The sequence below is a fragment of the Terribacillus sp. JSM ZJ617 genome, assembly GCF_044383785.1.
Taxonomy (GTDB): domain Bacteria; phylum Bacillota; class Bacilli; order Bacillales; family Amphibacillaceae; genus Terribacillus.
In genome coordinates this window covers 1-17809 of the sequence record NZ_JBISEQ010000006.1, presented here as the reverse complement: position 1 = coordinate 17809, position 17809 = coordinate 1, and the positions used below count along the sequence as shown (strand labels likewise).

Here is a 17809-nt window from a genome sequence, read left to right as displayed (position 1 = left end):
TTTACTTAGCCGAACGATAAAAGGACGCTAAATACAAGAGAAGCAAACGCTATTAAGCGTTACAACTTAAGCGTAACAGTTTAACCGTAACAGTTTAAGCGTAACAGAATGCCTGTTACGCTTAAACTGTTACGATATCGAAACAAGCTCGGTAGCTTCACTATGCGGAAATTCACTTCTTCAGAACCCCGAGTATTATCCCTCACAAAGAATTAAAATATCGTTATAAACCTCTGAAATGGCTTTTCTAGATAGTCTCAAAATATTACTCTAAACTATCCCTCTAATATGCCTTATCAGTCCTTTATTTAATGGGTGATTTCAACTTAGAATAGTCTAAAATGAAATAGGATGCTACAATGTTTTATGAAATATATATACATCAGGGATAAGCCCATTCACTTTACTCAACAGGAGTATTGTGGATGGGCTTTTGTTATGGGGAGGTATTTACTATTAAGCATCATTTTTCATTCGGTATTAATGGAAGGGGAGTCAATCTACAAGATTTTGAATTAGATCTTCTAAGGATTCTTGCTAATCAAAAGTTAGTTACTTCAAAGCAATTTCTAGATTTATACAACATGCATAAACCTATCTCTGGTGATTCATTGAGAGTAAAGCTATCTAGATGGAGCAAGTATGATGTAGTCAGCACTCAAAATGTGAGGGTTCAAAGACGATTTGGTAATCCTCTCAAGCACATCAGAATAGGCCAGAATGGATTAAGAGTTCTGGTTGATATGAAAATACTATCTCCAGATTGGAATAAGGTTGAAATAAAGAAATTCTCTCAAATTAAGAATTATGATCATTTCTTTGGCATTCAAGAAATAGCCACTAAGACCATCATAAACTTGCAGAATAAACTAAGTGACTTCAAATCTATATCTCCTGGATTCGCAGATGGTTCAGCTGTGAGTGAGGGTGAATTATCTTTAATAGCTGCAGATAATGTGATTCCAGATTGGATACTTAGTAGCAAAGGGCAAATGCTATTCTTAGAGTTTGATACAGGGAATGAATCATTACATGTTATCCAGGATAAGGTTAGACATTACATATCTTTATCCAAAAGGGACCACTCCAATAAATACATTGTTCTTTTCTCCCTTATTGATGAGTCGATGCCTACGCTTCGATATTATCCTGACAATAGAAAGATCAGAATCAATAATATGAAAATGGCTATTAAAGAGACATTTGATTCAGTTGGGGGGAATTCATCTAACTTAAGTGTTTATGTAGTTTCATTAAATAGATCAGTACGATTAGCAGAAGAGATCTTAATTGGCACAAAACCATATGGGTTATTAAATCAAGAGATAGAATTAGATACCTTTGCAACCTTAATAAATGACAACAACGGCTTAGACTTTCGTTTTGAAAATATTAGACATGCTGGTTCTCAGACAGGTCATACATTAGATACGATTGTTGAAATCGTAAATAAGAGCAGCGGCAGAAGAACGAATGCTTCTCTACTCCTAATGGATGAGGGGAACGTTGACATGATTGCTAAAGTGAAGCGGTTTTCTGATTATTCGCAGATGAATGTACTAGACAATGACAGCAAGATACTTATAGGTGTCTACAAAAATAAAGTCCAGTTAAAGAACGAGATTATTGGGATTAACCTTCCTAACGTATATTTCACTGATATGGATAGTTGGAAGCCATCTGGTTCTCAGGAATTTTTAAGAACTGTATCACCTACAAAGATGGAGGTATGTACTCTTGAATAAAAAAGAGCGATTTATTAGTAGCCTGCCTACTATAGTGTCTGGAACTCTTTTAGTTTCTTCTCTTTTTCTAACACTAAGAGCAATCTTTAATTATTCATTTTTAATGATTGGTCTGTTCCTAGACAAGATACCCGCGTTTATACTTTTCGGCAATCCGTTAAAGCCAACAATATGGGGAATGCTTGCTATTCTCTTACTCTCTGTTGCAGCATGGCTGATTTCAACTAAAGTGAAAAGATTCAAGTCAATTAGATGGAAAACGTATATATTCTTTCAGATGTTTGCGGGGATAGTTGCCTTTTACGTTTGGTGGATATCCGCTCCTGTATACAATCATGTAGTACCTTATTTACTCACGCTGGTAGATGGAATTAACATGAATGAAACATGGTCACAGCTACTTCTAGGGAATCCGGAATCACTTATGATTTTCATAATGTTTTTCCCTACGATTGCTATAACTTTAATCCTATTATGGCTCGCGGGACGGTATTCTCAGCATAGCGATTCACTTAAAGATGCATTTAGAGAATTCGAGTTTAACTCTTACTGGCTACAGAGATTCATCGGATTAGGGGAGACAGAAAGCTGGCCGGACGTTGTACTCGGAAAAGATTCAAAGACAAAGGAATTAGTTGTTCAATTAGGTAAAGATAGACCACTCAACAACTCAATTATCGGTAGTATTGGTACCGGTAAGACAGCTGCTTTAGTGCTGCAGCTGCTCAATCAAGATTTACATTGGATGACTAAATTCATTAATAAATTTGCAGATATTCATGAGGATGAAGATTATATTTCTGAGGACAAGAGCGGTATGTACTTAAACGGTATATCCGTAATTGAACCTTCAAATGATCTATGCCAGAAGGTATTCCAGTTAGTGAAGGCACACAATATACCAGACGAAGCGGTATTTTATATCGATCCTTCTAATCCCAATACCCCAGGGATTAATGCTATGCAGGGGCCGGTTGATCAAGTGGCTGAAGCATGGACAATGGTAATTGAGGGATTAGCTGAAGAGGGCAATTCAAACTTCTTCTTCCAACAATCCCAACGTAACCACTTGAAACAGTATATATACTTGTTAAAGCTTCATGAACCAGACAAGGAAGTACTATTCGATGATTTGATAGATATGTATAACAGCCCGCAGCTAGTAAGAAGAATGCATGAAAAACTTAAGAAAACATTCCCGAATAATATAGGAGGCATCAAAGATAGAGATGAAAGAAACCATTGGAAGATTGTACAGCAAACAGATGAATGGTTTGATATGCACCACCTGCCTAAACTATCAAGGAATGGCCAGCCTGAGCTAGTTAAGATCGAAGGGGAGTACCGCGGCGAACCCGCTTATTACGACTCTGAAGCAGAAATGGTTAAAGGTCTTAGAAATATACTTTCAGACCTTGGAGCAAACAAGTTGATGAGAAGGGTGCTATTCGGAAATTCAGATTTTAATTTCGATAAACATCTCGAATTTGGCGGGGTTTTACTTGTTAACACAGCTAAAGGAGAACTAGGCGGATTATCCAATGTGTTTGGTAAGTTGATTCTATTGAGCCTTCAGAATGCTGTGTTCAGGAGAAAGCCAAACGTATCTAATTTTCACCATATACTAGTGGATGAGTTTCCAGATTACATATACAAACCGTTTAAAGAGTTTCCTGCTCAGTCAAGGAAGTACAAGACTATTATTACGGTAGTTGCACAGACGGTTGCGCAGCTCGCTGATAAGTACGGTGAAATGTATCTGCAGACTTTACTTACAACTCTTAGACATAAGATGGTGTATGGAGACGTATCTGAATATGATGCAAAACTATTCTCAGGTATTTTTGGAGAGGCTGAGCATTTTGAAGAAACGCAGAATGAGCAAAGTATTTCACCTCTACAAGAGAATCCTGTAACGCGGGCCGGAAGTTCTTACGTAAGAACGGAAGAAGCTATACTATCTCCTAATGATATTATCTTCCAGAATGCTTTCCAGGTAGCGGCTAAACTTGTAAAAAACAATAGACCAATGCCGGTAAGACAAGTGAACGCCAACTTCGTTGCTAAAAAGGAATTTAACGTTGCAAAGCATTTGGTAGCAGATGAAAAGGGTGAATATTGGATTCAAGCTAGAGAGCGATTCTTGCAGAGTGAATACCTTGTAAAAGCTCCTGCTGAAGAGGAAGTAGAACAGGATGTAAGAGAAGTTGAGCAACAGAAAGCTGCGGAAATCAAGAAGGGGCTTGACGAGCCAATGATTATTGTTCCCGATAACGAGCAACCTGTAAGAGTTACTTATCATTCTGATAGGCAGACCATACAAGTAGCCACTCCTGTGATAGAGCACACTCAGGTAACTGATGTAGATGACAGTTATGATCCTCTAAGTGAATTGTTTAGATCTACTGCTGCAGTAGAAGATGAAACGGAAAAAGCAAGTTTGTCTGTCTTAGGCAAGAAGGAGAACGATTTACTAGAGATACTACAGAATGAATCATCAAAGGTAATTAGAAATAAACCAGAACCAATCTTTGAAGAATTAGAGAAGGATTACTAGAAAAACTCTCCATAAAGGAGAGTTTTTTAATTCATGCTAATGCAGGTTCTGCTTTCGTTATAAAACTTCCCCTTTTTTGAAATAGGGTTATTTTGTAAAACTGACTTCGTTGTGTATTATTTGGTATATAATAGCTTGGTCTTAAAAGAAGGAGTGGTTCTTATTAGTAATCGAAATCTTAGAGTAACTACACTTGTGATGCTGGTCTTTCTATTTGCAGGTACCGTTTTAACGATGTTTGGTAAAGAAATTGCAGCATTAGCCACTGGAATGAATTATATTCAGCGAATAGGTGTGTTGTGCTTAATAGTGGTCTTAATATCTTTTTTACTATTATTTATGTTCTATTCTTTTTCCATAGTTAGATCAAAAGATAAAGTACATTGGGATATCAAGTTCCTTATAATGTTGATGACTATAATACCCATAATAGTACTCTGCATAGATTTCACTTTAATAGCAATGGAGTTCGAGAATTTCAATCCGGACGGGGTGAAAATTTATCTGTTAATATTAGCGAACGGGATAACTGGGGTCATTATTATGTGTGTTTCAATATCACTAATAGATAAATATATTTCAAAAATAAATACTAAGCTCAAAGCAAACGAAAAGCTTACAATAATAATATCTGGTACTAGTGCTCTAATTGCTCTAATTGCTATTCTAAAATCGTAATAATTTATCTTTTAATAGTTTTTCGAGAGTATATCTAACTATTATACAACCGTTTTTTAGTAGTCTAGAATCACCTTATGACTATGTACGAAAGTAATATGTTATAGTTGGATTGTTATTGTTAAATTGTAAATTTCTACAAAATAGGTGATTAAACTATGGATTATAATATTTTTTATTCTTGGCAATCAGATCTTCCTAATGCTTCTAACAGAGGATTTATTGAATCTTGTATAAAGTCAGCAATAAAAGAGTTAAGCATCGCTGAAGATTTCCATTTAGAACTTAACTTAGATAGGGACACAAAGGATGAGCTAGGGACGCCAGATATAGTAAGCACTATCTTTGATAAAATAGAAAATTCAAAAATCTTTATTGCGGATATAAGTATAATAAACTCTAATTCTGATGGAAGGAAAACACCTAATCCTAATGTATTATTAGAATTAGGTTATGCTGCGAAAGTTCTTGGTTGGGAAAAAGTTATCTGTTTATTTAATACTGACTATGGGGATTTTAAGGATTTGCCATTCGATCTAAAGTTTAGACGCCCTCTAACTTATGGAATAGAGGGTCAGGATAAATCTAAAGTAAAGGCAAGAATAAAAAAAGTTATAAAGGAAACTATCAGTTCTTTACATAATAAAGGTATGCTATATGATGATCTTAACGATTATCTGAAAATGCAGGTGGACACACAAATACTTACGGTTATTAAGAATTTAGATTATATAATATATGGTTATGATGGAGAAAGTTCTTTTGATAAATATAGTAGATTATTAAGTATGGAGTACTCTGACATAAAGGATGTTCTTGGAAAGAGAAGATTCCTTGGATTTCAAGTTTTTAAAAATTTTGAGAAGATTGAAAAAGAACTAACCACCATTCTTATGAATATCACAGCATCTGCTTACTTTAAAAAGGAAATAGGAGTTAGTATCGTAAATCTTATTAGGTGGATAAATCGCTTTGATAAATTCAACAGTTTACGCCAATCTCCAGATTTATTTGTAACTTCTGGAGAAAAAACAGATAAATACAGAGTTCTATTTGGTCCGGATATAAATCCCCAAAATGAAGAAATTTACTTATTAATAAAAGTAATCGATGATTCTCATGGTCAGGTAACAGATTCTGGTCAATTCCAGGAAAAACAAAAAGTAGATCAGATGTTAGATTATGTATCTATGAATAAGAATTACATTGAAATATATGCAGGGTTATTATATGAATTTATTCAACTTATTAACAAATGGTTATCATTAACAAACGGAGAATTTATAATGGATAATCTAAAACACTTCGAATTTAGATATAGAAAGCTTTGACCTAAATCATTTTTTGGAATACCTATCAATTTCTTTCTCCTAATATATAAAGAAATTGTTGCCAATTTTATAATCATAATGTAGTATCTACACTATAAGCGAATATGACTAATGGGACACCCCAATACTACTTTGCCTCTAGGCATCGTATGTGTTGGGGTGTTTTTTATTTAATTTTTTGGAGGGGTATCATATGACAGAAACACTATTGAAGTCCTGGAACAGTAATCTTGAGCTTGAGGAATTAGCAAATAAGCGGCGTACAGGAGAAATTACTAGAGGGGCGGTTAGTTCTACTACAAAAATGAAAATGCCTACAGAAGAGAACGGTAGAGTAGTAACTAAAGAAGTGGAAGTGGCTATTTTCAGACTAGAAGGCGGCATCAGAGCCTATTGCCCAGCAAGTGAATTCTCCGCTCATGAATTCTCCAGCTTAATTGGCTTTGTTGGATCAATCCAGGAGTTTGTTATTACAGCTCTGGATCTTGAAAATGAAATAGCTACTGTCAGTGTAAAGAAAGCAGATGAAATAAAGAGCGCTGCTTTTTGGGAGGAATTGCGCACCCGTAAAGACGGAGAGGCTTTGTCTGAAGAGGTATACGAAGGCGTTATCTCCGGATATAATCCACAATCACGCACAATATTTGTAAAAGTGAATGGGACCAACTGCTTTATGAATACTGCAGAGTGGGATCATGGTCGCGTAAGAGATATTGAGACTCAGGTAACTCGCGGTTCTAAAGTTGAGGTAAAGGTATTACGGATTGATGAAGAGAGACAGCTGGTACAAGTCAGCAGAAGAGCAGCAGTCGAGGATCCATTTAATCAATTGGAACAGATGAAGGACATGGAAGGTATCGCAGGTAAGATTACTAACGTTCATCCTATCCACGGCATTTTTGTACAGCTGGACAATGGACTGGAAGTAAAGGGCATTAAGCCAAGAAGTCTACCAGAGCCGGATGTTGGCGATATTGTTTCATGCCGCATTAGAACTATCGATAAAGAAAGCCGGCGCTGTAAAGTTGTTATCTATGCTTATCCCCGCGGCAAGAAACAGAAAAAAGACGTTGCATCGTTCCTTTTCGACTAAATGACAATAGAGCTTGTAAAGGATGACGCGCTAGAATATCCTTATTATTACGATAAGCGGGGAGAAATTCCTTTTTGGGATCATCCACTAATAAAGGGATATAAGTTCTTGCCAAAGAACTATAGGCCGCATGTTGGCCTTGATGCTGTGCTGTCACTTTACCTTAGAAAGACGATTGATGACGCTGATATAATGCTTCTTAAAGTGCTCGGAGATTCCATATGCAGCAACGAGGACCAATTAAGAAGATACCTTTCTTCTAAGATGTCTAGATCAGATGTTTCCAAACGCTTGGATCGGTTTAGGAAGTTTGGTTTGGTAGACAGATGGAAAATTAGGATCTCTACGGACGAGGATGAGGAAGTTAAGCCTCCTGCTCCTTTCACACTAGGAGTGGCAGGCTATAAGTTCTTAAAGCACTTCTACAATGAAGACTTCTTTATGGATCCAGGCAGATGGGATACACTTGGGGTAGGAGCGGTTCAGCGCTATGTAGCAATGAATGAGCTTAGATGTAGGCTTATCGAGGCAAAAGTAGCTAAGTCTTGGAAATGGAATGCTACGATCGCTGATCATATGCGAATTAAAAAGCCTATGGGGGCTGCTGAAATCCAAACTCCAAAGGGGAATCTGAACTTTCTAATGGAGAGGACCCAACAGAGCCAGGATTTTGTAGGGTTCATTAGAGACAAATTATATTCCTGGGCTGGGGTTTATAAGAGCTTAGGTAACCTTCCAATCCGCGGAATGGGTAACAATATACCTGTAGTAGTCTTATTTACGTCTACGTTATCAGTAGCAAATCATCTCAATAAAGAACTACTATTAGATACTTTCCCGTTTAAGATTTGGATTTGTGTTGAAGAAGATATGATTGAGTCTGGTCTAGAAACAGCAATTTACAGCCCTATAAAAGGTGAGCTAAAAAGATCAAGGTTGGATTTCTTAGCAGCGCCTTCTCAAGGCTAATATACACCGCGAAACTTAGAAAAAAATGGTAATAAATTTTGTTGACGTTACCGAACACAAGTGCTAATATTGTCTCAAGCATCCTTTCTGAATATATATTCGGAAAGATGGGTTCCCAGCTTCCCATGGCTGGGAACTGACAATATAATATTATCGGGAAAACCCCGAAAAAATCATGAATGATCGTGATTTTTTCGGGGTTTTTTATATTTCCGGATAAAAGATGGAGTGACAGTTTTTGAAAAAAGTCTTACTGGCAATCGGAGATGCAACATACAGTAAAATTCTTCGAAACCACCTCAGCGTGCATGTAGATGATTTCGAAGTGATAGACAGTGAAGTTATGCATCATCGTTATTTGGACGAATTCATTATTGAAGAGCAACCTGACATTCTCATCTTACATGACTACTACTTACCTAATGACTTCGAAAGTAGTGATAGAGAATGGATTGAAACAGTCTATCGGATAAGAGAGCAATTCAATGACAAGGTACGAGTAGTATTTCTTTGTGAGAGAGCGAATTCAGATCCATTTTTGACTAACCTTGTCGCATACCATGTACTAGATATTTTCAACAGAAACTCTATTGATCTGGATGCCATGATTAATCAGTTGAAGAATGAGCCACTATTCTCCAATGTTTCAAGATTCATGAATACTGCTGCAGAGGTAGCGAAGGTCGATGTACCAGCTCCTACAGTGGTTGAGAAACAACCAGATCAAGAAGAGGCAGTAGATTCAGAACCTCTCGAAGAGGTAGAAGAGCCCCCACCACAAAAGTCGAAGAAAGAAAAGAGAGAGAAACCGGAAAAGCCAATCATACAAAAGCAAGTAATAAAGCGGAATTATAACATACAGCTAAGTGAACAGGTTGAAAAGGTAGTAGGTATACCGGTAGAACGAAAAACAGTCCTGGTTATCAGTCCGTTTGCAAGAAGCGGCTCTACGTTCTTTTCGCACATTGTCAGTCGGCAGCTGGCTATGTTAGGGGTTTCGACAACGTATATGGAGAATCCATTTCAACCTTCATATACATGGGATCGATTTAATGGCCATAATCTAAAGCCTAATTACAGAAGTAAGTATTTTCAACAAATAACAGATTATGAACTTGATTCTGAGCAAGTTGAAGATTGGATCTTTCGCGATGTGAATCTCCTTGTCAAAAATCCTGCTGCAGAAAAAGAATATGATGAGCAAAATTTCGGATTTGATAATTACATAAAAATGCTGTTTGCAAGTAAGTCTACGGTAACGATTATAGATGCCGGTGCGGATTGGGCTAAGCCAGTTTTCAGAGAATTGTTCAGTGTAGCCAGTCACGTTTTCTGCGTGGTCGAACCAGATTTAAGCAATCTGCAGAACGTATTTGATGAGAATGATTTACAAAAGAGCTTACTCTTTGAGATGGCAAACGATGATAAGTTTCACTTAATCGGTAATCGTTTCAGTAACAACTTTGATAAAGAGCTGATAGAACTAGCAAATCAAGCATTAGATCTTGATTTCACTACATTCATTCCAGAGTTTTCTTCACAAGACGTTTTCGTTTCACAAACAAAAGGAGAATTCTTAAATGATTCAAGGAAAAATCGAGAAAGTATAGAGAAAGCTTTGTCACCAGTACTTGACTTACTTTTACCAAAAGACTTTAGGAAGAAACAAAAAGGTAGCAGCCTAATGGGACGTTTGATGAATAAGAAAATAAAAATAGTTACAAACGAAAATTAAATAACGAGGAGATATGAGATGAAAAATAAAAAGATTTTCCTAGCACTAGGTACAGCAGTTCTGCTTCTGGCTTGCCTTCCAATGTATGAGTTATTTTTTAAAGACAAGATGGATAGCGTTGAAGTACTAGTAGTAAACGCTGAAGAAGGTATCAAAGCAAAGGAGCAGCTTACAGAAGATAATGTCATTGTAGAGCGGAGAAGAAAGCAAGATTTAGTAGCTGGAACAGCGCTTGCTACTGATTTTAAAGAGGTTATCGGCAAGGAAGCAGGCAAAAATCTAGTGAATAACTCAATTGTTTCAAAAGAAGATGTTGATTTTGAAGATTTGGTTCCCGACCGCTCTAAAGGAGAAGCAATTAGACCAATTGTAAATGACATGATCTTTGCTCAACCAGGATCACTAAGAAGGAAAGACAGTATTGATATCTATGCAATAAGCGATACAGACATCGAAACAAATACAGAAAATGAGACTCAAAATTCTAATAATGACTCTGATGATGCGGAAGAAGAAACAATTGTATCCAGCACAAATCCCGAACAAGAAGTTGCTGCAACGAAATTAAAAGCACCAATCTTACAAGATGTAAAAGTTGTTTATGTAAAGGATTCATCTAACCAAGAAGTTACAAATGAAATTGAAGAAAAAGGTACAGAAGAACGATTGAATGCGACAGGTAATATTTCCGATCTTGAAGTAATCCTTGATGAAGCGGACTTTGATTTATTAATGAACACAGTACTAAGTGGAAAGAAACTATACATTACTTATAACTAGGAGGCAGTTCTAATGGAGATGGTAATAGGAACTTTAAGCAATGACAAGATCTACAAAGAACTCTTTGAGCAACATGATGATATTAAGCTAGCCCTTACAGTAAGTGAATTAGATAAGCATAATAAAACTTTTACAGTTGATATCAACGCACTACTAATTGATGGAAATCATAAACATCAACATGAGCTAGGTAAGGCCACAGAGCAATATCCCGACATACCGATTTTTTACAAGCTGCCTGATGGAATCGATCGTGACGAAGCACAACAGATTCAATACTTCTGTTCAGCTTATAAGGTTAAAACTTTACCACCTAACTTAAGTCCAAGAGAAGTCACAGATAAAATGTACAACCAGTTGAAAACAGAGTTGACTATTGCCAGTAAACAGACCGTAGTACTATATGGAACACACAGTGGGGCCGGAGTAAGTACCACAACATTTAATCTAGCAGAATCTATTTCCTCCCAGGTAAATGAGAAAGTTTTAGTTCTTAGTTTAAATGCATGGGATCCTTCCGATTACTTCTTCGAATATAAAGGAAAGTTCTTAAATGACTTAAAGGTTGATCTTCAAACAAAATCTTTGACTCCTAACCTACTGGAAAGGTCAGTGCACAAGCATAAGAATTTCTACCACTTGGCCGGCAATCGTGATATTAAGCTGCAGCGCTTTTATCAGATCGAAGAGATTGAACATCTATTAGATATCGCAAAGAAAACATTTGATCTGGTTCTAATTGATGGCGGTACACATTTTGATACAGCAGTAGCTGCCGAGACTTTAGTAAGCAGTGATTTACGATTCATTGTAACTACACAAGAAGATAAAGGTTATCGTGGTTATTTCCCTCACGTCTTTGAACAATTGCTAGAACCAGCTGGTGTAAAGAAATCAGAGTTTATGCTTTTAATTAATCGATACAATCCAAATATTTCTCTAATTTCTGAGAAAGATTTGGAAGATGAGATGAATATATCACGGTTAGCTACTATCCCTGATATGGCAGAACTTGGTCCAGTTGCCGTCCGTCAAAAAGAGCTTCTATACAACGTAGCTAAAGGCGAATACAAAAAGAACATAGATATTGTTTCTAACTTAATTATCTCGGAAACTAAATTGTCTATCAAAGATCAAGATATAGATAAGAATCCAGGCCTATTCGGAAAGTTATTCACTAACAGAAAAACTGCAGGAGTTGGTAGATAATGATTAATAAAAATCTCCTACATGATGCACAGCAAATCGAGGAAGGACAGTATGACGTCGGCCAATGGCTCTCTAACCGTATCCAGGATATTGGGGGAGAAGCACCTCGAGCAAAGTCAAGTAAGGAAAAGAAAGATGAAGAATTTAAGTCCCTTTGCCAAAAAGTCAAAACGCAAATGGATGTAAATAACACGCTAACAGGTGAAGGAAGTAGTGAATGGCTTGATAGAGTACATAAAGCTGTAATAGGTGATAAGAATGAAATGGCTTACTTTATCAACAAGATCAACGAAGTGTTGCATGCTAGTAACTTAAGCGTCAGTGAGTATCCTTATTTTTATGACTCCTTAGCAGAAGCCATTTTTCATGAAGTTTGGGGTATATCCATTCTTCAAAAGTGGGAGAAGTATCCAGAAAGTGAAGCGGCAGCAATTCGCGGGACCGAATTATGGATAGATGTTAACGGAGAATTTGTGCTTCAAGAAGAGCGGTTTGCAAGTGATGATGTAGTAGAGCATATTAAGCGAACGTTTACTATACGGTCAAGTGACTCAATAATTAATAAAGAAACTCCAGAGTTGGAAATTGAACGGGAAGACGGCAGCCGTATCACAATGATTCAGAAGCCGCGCAGCCGAGATAATTATATTATGTTTCGTAGATTTGTTGTCAAAGAGGTCAGCTTAGAGAAGCAGGCTGAACTAGGCACTATTGACGAAAGGGATATCGAAATCTTCCAAGCACTCTCCCGTACTATGCCGAACATTATTATTGCTGGTCGAGTCCGGTCCGCTAAATCCACTTTATTAAAGACTATGGTAAAGCAGCGAGATCCAAAATATGTGATTGCTTCGATGGAGAAACACTTCGAGCTACAGTTAAGTAAGTCTTTGCCAAACCTAGTATTCGAGGTTCAAGCAAAAGAAGGAGACCTTCATACCGCTTTGCTTCGATTACTCCGAATGGAGCACGACTTTATTGTAGTAGGAGAGATAAGATCATTAGAAACAGAAGCTTACCTACAAGCGTGCGAGCGAGGTGAAAGAGGGGCTATAAGTTCATATCACTTAACGGATAAAGATAGCATAGTTCCACAGATTACGCGTCACTTACTTGATGAATTTCCCAATCGAGTATTTGAAAATGAGTTGGAGCGCGTAGCAAGAAACCTAGACCTAGTTATTACAACTACTGCTGAAAGAGATAGGAGAAAGAAGAGAGTATTATCTGTTACTGAAATTATTTGGAATGAAAAAACTAAGCAAGATGAGACTAACGATTTGATTAGATATAGTTATTCAACTGGTAAATACTACTACAACTCGAAGATCAGTGACAGGCTGCTGCTGCTTATGGCAGAGGAAAACTTACCTGAAACTAAGAAGTTAGTTCATCTATTAAAAGAACGTGAAAAAGAATCATCAATGAGGGATTACAAAGAAAGCACTAAACATTTATTGGCAGAGATCTTTGGTGATGCAATATGAGCAAACTCTACCAATGGTTCTGGGGAGACGGCATTTACTACATCTTCTATATCCTCATTTCCATAGCCGTAATATACTTTGTCCAATTAGTCTTAAGCGCACCCGTTAGAGAAAAATATGGGCAGTGGAAGTACAAATACAGATTACGAAAGATGCGGATTGAATCCACCGTTAAAGAAACTGATATCACTCATAATGGTGCCTTCCTAAATCACATTCAAATGTTGATTAACGCAACCAAAAACGAAAAATCAGAACAAGATGTGGGATCGTTCTTTATCACTACGATGTTGCTCTTAGTCGTCACAAGTGTTATGACGTTTATTGCTTTTAAGGACATAGTATTAGCAATAACTCTCGGAGTCCTTATAGCGACGATACCTTATCTGTTCCTGCAGATAAAGTTAAGGAAAATTAGGTCCGCTATGTCTGGTGAATTTAGAGAGTTAGTTCAAATAATAATGCAACAGTATAGCGCTAACCAACATGACATGTATTATGCCCTAAAAGAAACTCAAAGGATTGTTGTAGAACCTACATTAAGAAAGATAATAACTAAGTTAGTAAATGATCTTCAAACAGCCCGAAATAATGAAGAGCTTAGAAATACAATCTCTGTTTTTGTCTTTACTGTAGGAAATAGCTGGGCAAAAAGGCTAGGGAGTATCATTCTAAAGGCATATACGGATAAAGAAAATGTATTAAAGACTCTAATGGTTTTAACAAGGCAAATAGAAGATACAGAAGAGATGCTTGAAGAAGAAAAGTCTGGAATATTGGATACAGTACACACAGGTTATCTTACAATACCGATTCTGATTGCCTCTGTAGCATTGGGCTATTTTGTATCTGGTGCACAGGACTGGTTTAACTTGCAATTTAACAATAGATATACACTGCTTCTATTTACCTTAGGATCGATTGGAACTGTCTTTTCCGTGATAATCTCTTTAATACTTAAGAGTCCTAAGAATGATTTGTAAAAGAAAGGAGGGAGAAAGTTTTGGATCAAACGCTGATCTTTAAGATTATCCCAATATTGTTTTATGGATTTTATACTATTTTGGCCTTGAGTACTGGTTATCTTGTATACGCTGGACTCACTACTAATACTGAAAGGTTACAGACGCGGCTGCGAATAAAACAATCCTTTAGTAATAGTAAGCAACAAATTATCAAGACCGCCAAGGAAACAAAGGCAGAAAAATGGTTCAAGCTCACAAATTATCCTTTAGGTTTAAATTCGACGAGGTACTTTGTAATTTATTTCAGTATTGTGGGCTTGCTATTAGCAAACTATGTTTTGTTACCAATGCTAACTGGCAGATTAATTAGCAATTGGGCTTTCGTAGGTATTATCGCTTTCGCGCTGCTGTTTTTACCTAGTTTTCCATACTCTCTTTTCGTATATACGATGAAGCGGATAGTAGAATACCGAATCGCTAAGAAGAACGCAGAGATATTTATGCTCTACGACCTTATAACCAACGAATTAAGAATGATGAGCAACACTAGAATCAATTCATACAACCTGTTAAGAAATTTAAGACCATACTTTGATGTTATAAGTGAATCTTATAACCGCTTACTAACAAATTGGACAAATGATGAAGGTCCTAAGGTCGCCTTAAATCGTTTTGCAGATGAAATTAGTACAAAAGAGGCTCGGGCACTCGCTAATATCATCAGTAGTTTAGATGAGATTGAAATAGATACGGCATTAAACTCACTTAGCGGATTAAACGATATGTTCATTAAATCCCAAATAGAGAACTATCGTAGAAGGAAAAAGGTCACTAATGAGCTCTCTTCTCTTCCAATCAAGGCTACACACTTTATTATCATTTTGAACTTCGTTGCAGTAGTGATTGTAATGGTTATGGAGATTCTTCAAGATAGTCAAGGATTTTAAAGGAGGTGGTTTATATTGAATACTACCTTGGCTGCTTGGATGAAGCTGGGTTTTGCAGCGCTCATCACAGGAATACTAATATATGGTTTATTTTTCGACCAAATTAATGGTTTTGTGGGCGACGTCAATGGTTACATTGAGCAAAGTTCCTAAGGAGGGTTGTGCATGTCCAAGGTGCTTCAGGCTTTTATGTTTGTAGGATTAACAGCGGTAATAATATCTCTGATAGCTTACACAACCTTTGATCTCATGTCTAATAAGAATCAAGATTACCAAAGTAATATCGAAAGTAATCATCAATTATGATTTTTAAAGAGTGTTATTACTCTTAAAAAATAAATTTAACTATCAATTGGAGGAATTAACAATGAATACAGCTTTATCTACTTTTCTAAAATTCGGTATCACAGCATTAGCGATTGGAATTCTGCTCTTTGGTGTAGGTTATAACCTTATGAGCGATCAAGCAGATACTTACAGCGGCCATGTAACGAGTGTTGAAGCAGATCTACCATCGAAGTAAGAGTAAGGGGGGGAACCCCCTTACTTCATTTTTTTAAGGAGTGAATTTAATGGCGGCAGTACTTCAAAAATGGATGACGATTGTTTTAGTGGCAAATTTTATGTTCGCACCTATATTAGGCTATGTAGACAGCTTGCACAGAGAAGCGGTTGAAGTTGTTCTACATGAGGGAGCAAAGAAAGCATCTATAGAGGGAAGATTCACGGAAGAGATTATTGCAGATATGCGCTCAGAACTTGTAGAAGATTATAACTTTGACCCAGATAAAATTGATATTAATGCAACAAAAAATCTTACGTATAGAAACGAATACATAGAAGGAAGTATTGAAGTACCTCGTGGCCCTATATTCCTCTTTGATATTTTTATTTCAGGACCGCGAACAATTAAGAAAGACACCCAAGTTTTAAGTGAGTATATAAATTAGCATCGTAAAGGAGTTTAAATATGTCTCATGTACTCAGAATCTTATTCCTGGGAGCTATGTTTGCTTTTATTATATCTATGCAATATAACCAGGAAGCTGATAGGACTGCCAATAGACAGGTTAAAAATGCGCTTGAGCTTGCTGTACACGATGCTGCGCTTGCCCTTGATGAAGCACAATTAGCTCAAGGGAACATTGTGTTTGATCAAGTGCAGGCGAGAGATAATTTTAATCAAAGCTTAGTGAATAACCTAGAATTAAAGAGTTCTTCAAATAAGTTCTTCGAACAGGAAGTCGATTCTTACTACCAGGACGAGTTTGAGGTAGAAAGTATTGAATTCTTAGACGATAGTAATGCTACTTTCCCGATGGATTACAATAACAATCAATATAATATTGTAGAACGTGTTAATGGGCCAAGTATTGTTGCAGTTTTATCAACTAAGAGTCCAAGATATTTCAGAGGAGAAGGAATTAATATAAGAAAAGCAGTAGTTTATGAGTACTTTAAGTAAACATTTTTCCAAAACTGCCGATAATAGTAAAGACTACTGTTTTTCTCCTCCAAATTACATATTTTTAAAGCCCACTTCTCAGAATATACTGGATTTTAGAAGTAATTTGAACTATACTATATGCATACTCATTTTATTTCTGATTTCTTGGCAACCATTACTGGTTCGCAGTTTTAATACTAAACTAAAGCGTTCTATGGAACCTGGGTTTTTCAACACATTATTTGTTGAACAATCTACTTCTATAGAGCGCTTTTTTTGTGTCTATGTTTAGTATTAGAGCTTTATAGAGTAGAGAGGCAGTAGCAGAAGAAATGAGTGTATGAGAAAGGAACAAAAAAGAGGAGAGTGTAGTTATGAAGAAAATGAGAAAGTTGTTTTACGGTTTACTAGCGGTACTTATCTTAAGTTTTGGTTTTACAAAAGAGCAGCCAGTGTATGCGGCAGACGATACATCTACGCTTACGATAGTTGCAGATGAAAACACTAGTCGTGCAACTGCAGCAAATGCTACTGGTCAATTGAATGGTTTGGTTACAGGTTTCTATGCTGCTGATCACTTTATTGTAACTGGTCTAATTCGATATGACGTTGAAAGTAATGGCCAACAATTTGAAGTAGTAGTACCAGGATCTGGTGATGTAGTTACTTTAACAGTCTACATCGTAGAACCAGGTGCCGAAACTCCTGAACCACCAGCAGAACCAGGGACTCCAGTTGAAGAACCATCTGAGCCGGAAACACCAGTTGAGGAACCAACAGAACCAGGGACTCCAGTTGAAGAGCCAACTACTCCGGAAACACCAGTTGAGGAACCAACAGAGCCAGAAGCTCCAGTTGAAGAGCCA

17 protein-coding genes are annotated in these 17809 nt (G+C 36.8%); all 17 read left to right on the top strand.

From position 1 onward, the window contains the following. Positions 1 to 425 precede the first annotated feature (425 nt). A complete protein-coding gene (locus ACH6C1_RS16670) occupies positions 426 to 1745 on the top strand; it encodes a replication-relaxation family protein (protein WP_374079037.1) in 1320 nt (439 codons plus the stop codon). Further along, entirely contained in the window at positions 1738 to 4302 is a 2565-nt protein-coding gene (locus ACH6C1_RS16665; RefSeq protein ID WP_374079035.1) for a type IV secretory system conjugative DNA transfer family protein, read from the top strand. Before ACH6C1_RS16670 ends, ACH6C1_RS16665 begins: the two co-directional genes overlap by 8 nt. An 836-nt stretch (positions 4303 to 5138) precedes the next feature. Next, positions 5139 to 6311: a hypothetical protein gene (locus ACH6C1_RS16660; protein WP_374079032.1), complete on the top strand. Its 1173-nt coding sequence runs from the start codon at positions 5139 to 5141 to the stop codon at positions 6309 to 6311. A 193-nt stretch (positions 6312 to 6504) separates the two neighbouring features. Then, positions 6505 to 7404, top strand: a complete 900-nt coding sequence (locus tag ACH6C1_RS16655) for a S1 RNA-binding domain-containing protein (protein ID WP_374079030.1) — start codon at positions 6505 to 6507, stop codon at positions 7402 to 7404. Positions 7405 to 7512: 108 nt separating this feature from the next. Continuing rightward, positions 7513 to 8373, top strand: coding sequence for a hypothetical protein (locus tag ACH6C1_RS16650; protein WP_374079027.1), 861 nt, complete (start codon positions 7513 to 7515; stop codon positions 8371 to 8373). A gap of 238 nt (positions 8374 to 8611) precedes the next feature. Further along, complete coding sequence (locus ACH6C1_RS16645) at positions 8612 to 10108, top strand: hypothetical protein (protein ID WP_374079025.1); 1497 nt, start codon at positions 8612 to 8614, stop codon at positions 10106 to 10108. Between the two features lie 18 nt (positions 10109 to 10126). Next, complete coding sequence (locus ACH6C1_RS16640; protein WP_374079022.1) at positions 10127 to 10888, top strand: SAF domain-containing protein; 762 nt, start codon at positions 10127 to 10129, stop codon at positions 10886 to 10888. Between the two features lie 12 nt (positions 10889 to 10900). Next, positions 10901 to 12097 (top strand): CpaE/TadZ family protein, encoded by a 1197-nt coding sequence (locus ACH6C1_RS16635; protein ID WP_374079020.1) that lies wholly within the window; start codon positions 10901 to 10903, stop codon positions 12095 to 12097. Beyond that, positions 12097 to 13584: an ATPase, T2SS/T4P/T4SS family gene (locus tag ACH6C1_RS16630; protein ID WP_374079018.1), complete on the top strand. Its 1488-nt coding sequence runs from the start codon at positions 12097 to 12099 to the stop codon at positions 13582 to 13584. Before ACH6C1_RS16635 ends, ACH6C1_RS16630 begins: the two co-directional genes overlap by 1 nt. Then, positions 13581 to 14567 carry a hypothetical protein gene (locus ACH6C1_RS16625; RefSeq protein ID WP_374079016.1) on the top strand — a complete coding sequence of 329 codons (987 nt, stop codon included), beginning with the start codon at positions 13581 to 13583 and terminating at the stop codon, positions 14565 to 14567. Before ACH6C1_RS16630 ends, ACH6C1_RS16625 begins: the two co-directional genes overlap by 4 nt. 20 nt (positions 14568 to 14587) lie before the next feature. Next, positions 14588 to 15496, top strand: a complete 909-nt coding sequence (locus ACH6C1_RS16620) for a hypothetical protein (RefSeq protein WP_374079013.1) — start codon at positions 14588 to 14590, stop codon at positions 15494 to 15496. 15 nt (positions 15497 to 15511) lie between these two features. Continuing rightward, positions 15512 to 15649 (top strand): hypothetical protein, encoded by a 138-nt coding sequence (locus ACH6C1_RS16615; protein WP_217324243.1) that lies wholly within the window; start codon positions 15512 to 15514, stop codon positions 15647 to 15649. 12 nt (positions 15650 to 15661) lie between these two features. Continuing rightward, entirely contained in the window at positions 15662 to 15802 is a 141-nt protein-coding gene (locus tag ACH6C1_RS16610) for a hypothetical protein (RefSeq protein ID WP_374079011.1), read from the top strand. A gap of 61 nt (positions 15803 to 15863) precedes the next feature. Then, positions 15864 to 16019 carry a hypothetical protein gene (locus ACH6C1_RS16605; RefSeq protein WP_374079008.1) on the top strand — a complete coding sequence of 52 codons (156 nt, stop codon included), beginning with the start codon at positions 15864 to 15866 and terminating at the stop codon, positions 16017 to 16019. A 49-nt stretch (positions 16020 to 16068) separates the two neighbouring features. Then, the gene (locus ACH6C1_RS16600) at positions 16069 to 16446 is read left to right on the top strand and encodes a hypothetical protein (RefSeq protein WP_374079005.1); all 378 of its coding nucleotides are present in this window, start codon (positions 16069 to 16071) and stop codon (positions 16444 to 16446) included. A gap of 20 nt (positions 16447 to 16466) precedes the next feature. Beyond that, positions 16467 to 16961 carry a peptidase M23 gene (locus ACH6C1_RS16595; RefSeq protein WP_374079003.1) on the top strand — a complete coding sequence of 165 codons (495 nt, stop codon included), beginning with the start codon at positions 16467 to 16469 and terminating at the stop codon, positions 16959 to 16961. A gap of 356 nt (positions 16962 to 17317) precedes the next feature. Then, positions 17318 to 17809 (top strand): hypothetical protein (locus tag ACH6C1_RS16590; protein WP_374079000.1); only part of this gene is annotated, 492 nt, incomplete at its 3' end.